Raw genomic sequence first — 2,984 nt, 5'->3', positions numbered from 1 at the left:
CCACGCCGAGGTTCAGCAGCGCCTCGCGCCGGGCGACGCGCATCGGCGCGATGTCGTGCACCGGCAGGCGGTGGCGGGTGCGCAGCCGCCAGCTCATGACCACGGTGCCCACCCGCGCGACCCACGGCCAGCGCAGCCCGGGCACGGGCCGGCGCCGGCCGGTCACCAGGTCGGCACCGTGGTCGAGCGCGGCGACCAGCCGGGGCAGGTCGCCGGGGTCCATGGAGCCGTCAGCGTCGATGACCGCGACGATCGGGGTGGTCGCGGCTACCACGCCGGCGTGCACCGCCGCCCCGTAGCCGGCCCGCGGCTCGGCGACCACGTGGGCGCCGAAACGGGTTGCCACCGCGGCGGTTTGGTCGGTGCTGTTGTTGTCGACGACCAGCGCCCGATAACCCGCGGGGATGGCCGCCGACGACCCCGCCCACCACGCCGCCGACCACGCCACCCACGACGACGGAGGCGCCGGTGACCACGACGCAGCCACCCGTGACCACGACGCAGGCTCCGGTGACGACGACGCAGGCTCCGGTGACGACGACGCAGGCGCCGGTGACGACGCAGGCTCCGGTGACGACGCAGGCGCCCCCGCCGACGACGCAGGCGCCGCCGCCGACGAAACCGCAGACGCAGCAAACCATTCCGCCGCAGACACAGCAGACCGTTCCGCATACCCAGCAGCCGGTGACCCCACAACAGCCGGTGACTCCGAAGCCGCCGCCGGCCACCACCCATCACTGATCGCGGCCCAGCGCATGCCCGACGACGCGGTCACGGTGGTGTTGCCCTGCCTCAACGAAGAGGAGTCGCTGCCGGGGGTGCTGGCGGCCATCCCCGCGGGTTATCGGGCGCTGGTCGTCGACAACAACAGCACCGACCAAACCGCCGCGGTGGCAACCCGTTTCGGCGCCCACGTGGTCGCCGAGCCGCGGGCCGGCTACGGGGCGGCGGTGCACGCCGGCGTGGTAGCCGCGACCACCCCGATCGTCGCGGTCATCGACGCTGACGGCTCCATGGACCCCGGCGACCTGCCCCGGCTGGTCGCCGCGCTCGACCACGGTGCCGACCTGGTGACCGGCCGGCGCCGGCCCGTGCCCGGGCTGCGCTGGCCGTGGGTCGCGCGGGTGGGCACCGTGGTCATGAGCTGGCGGCTGCGCACCCGCCACCGCCTGCCGGTGCACGACATCGCGCCGATGCGCGTCGCCCGGCGCGAGGCGCTGCTGAACCTCGGCGTCGTCGTGGGGGGCGTGTACGTCGGGGGCGTGTAGGGCGGGTACGGGTTGTACGGCGGGCGCCAGCCCGGGTACGGGACGATGACCGGGTACGGGATCGGTCCGTCCGGGTTGGGCATCAAACCGGGAACGGGCTCCGGCGCCGGGGCAACCGGGGCCGAACCCGGCGATGCCAGCTGCGGCGGGATGTAGCCGTTGGCGTCCGGGATCACGCCGCCCTGGAACCCCGCGTTGGGCTGATCGATCGGCGGCGGCGGCACCGGCGCCTGCTGCTGCGTCGGCAACAGCGGCATGAACTTGCCCGGGGCGGCATTCTGGTGGCCGATCACCGGCTGCGCGCTCGCGGTCGGCCGGATGGCGATCGCCACGGCCGCGGCCAGTGTCGCGAATCCCACGACGGCGAAGGCGATGACGGCGTTGCCGAGCACCAGCGACCGTCGGCTCAGCGGCATCCGACTGGTCATTTCCGGATCCGCGGCGTCGTCGGGGAAGTCGCCGTACTCGTCTAGCCCGCCGGCGAACGGGTCGGCGTCCTCGGCCTGCGAGTACGCCAGCTGCGGTTCCTCTCCGCCGGAGCCCGCCAGCTCGGACGTCGGGGCGATCCCGGTCGCTTCCCCGGCGGCCGCGGTCGCGGGGGCCATCGCCGTCGCGTCCCCGAGCACCCCGAGCGCGGGCGCCATCGCGGTCGCCGCGCCCGCCGTGACCGGCGGCTGGGGCGTCGTGGGCGCCAACCCGGCCGCCAGCGCCGCACCGCGCGCGAACGCGAATTCCGGCCGCTCGAGCACCTCGACCCGCAGGGCCGATCGGGCGCGAATCCGTTCGGCGAGGCTGGTCAGGTTTTCCAGGGTGCCCAGCACGTAGGCGGCGCTCACGGCGAACGGCGCGGACTGCAGCCAGTCCAGCAGCATGTCCGCCGCCGCGGCGACGGCGTCAACGCCCTGCAGGGCCGCGGTGGCCAGGATCTCGGCCGCACCGGCGGCGCCCAGCGCGACCAACGTCGCCGCCTCGGCGGTGACCACGAGCGCGACGGCGCCGGGCAGCGTGACACCGCGGAAGACCGTGCGCAGCAGCGCCGCCACCGCGTCGGGCTGCGAAACCACCCCCACGTCGGGAACCCCGGAGTCGGCCAGCGCCTGGCGAAACGCTTCCGCCTGCCCGGGATCCGGCGAATACAGCCGGGTCGCGACCAGATGGCGGCCCTCGGCGGCCAGCGCCTGCTGCGCGCCGGTCACCGTCTGGATCAACGTTTCGAACGGCTCAATGGGCAGCTCGACCACCAGGTGCTTGATCGCCGCGTAGCCGCCCCCGACGGGCCCGACGAGCGCCAACCGGGCGATGGAACCGGCCACCGCAACGCCGAGCACCGCGTCCATCGCCCCCAGACGTCGCGACGTAAGGCCCACTGGGCCGGTTTGGGCGTCGTCGTCCTCGGGCTCGGTCAGCCATTCCATCGGGAGCAGGTCGGATTCCCCGGCCATCGAGTACGCCAGGTCGGCTCCCACCTGGCCGCCCGGGGGAACTCCCCCGACCGCGGGCGCCATCGCCGTCGCATCCCCGGCCGACCCGACCGCGGGCGCCATCGCCGTCGCGTCCCCGGCCGACCCCACCGCGGGGGCCATCGCCGTCGCGTCCCCCGCGGGCCCGGCCGCCATGGCCGCGCCGCGGGCCAGCGCAACGGTGGGGTCCTCGTCGGGCCGCGGCGGCGCGCCCGCCCCGGACAGCGCCTGCGCTTCCGACAGCACGGCGACGTTG

The 2,984-nt window shown here is 75.4% G+C and carries 2 protein-coding genes and 1 pseudogene; 2 read left to right on the top strand and 1 reads right to left on the bottom strand.

The features are described 5' to 3' along the window. On the bottom strand, nt 1-448 hold a 448-nt coding region (locus A5712_RS26990; protein WP_156766706.1), incomplete at its 3' end, for a glycosyltransferase. 20 nt (nt 449-468) lie between these two features. Between A5712_RS26990 and A5712_RS26985 the strand changes: the two genes are divergently transcribed. Together A5712_RS26985 and A5712_RS30535 are read left to right on the top strand one after the other, a co-directional pair. After that, nucleotides 469-741 carry a hypothetical protein gene (locus A5712_RS26985; protein ID WP_068112604.1) on the top strand — a complete coding sequence of 91 codons (273 nt, stop codon included), beginning with the start codon at nt 469-471 and terminating at the stop codon, nt 739-741. Nucleotides 742-755: 14 nt separating this feature from the next. Next, nucleotides 756-1,238, top strand: a pseudogene (locus tag A5712_RS30535) (glycosyltransferase family 2 protein); the annotation flags it as partial. Nucleotides 1,239-2,984: the final 1,746 nt, after the last annotated feature.

Source organism: Mycobacterium sp. E2327 (genome assembly GCF_001672675.1).
Classification (GTDB): domain Bacteria; phylum Actinomycetota; class Actinomycetes; order Mycobacteriales; family Mycobacteriaceae; genus Mycobacterium.
Note: the sequence above shows the minus strand (reverse complement) of the source record. Positions and strands in the feature narration are given on the sequence as shown.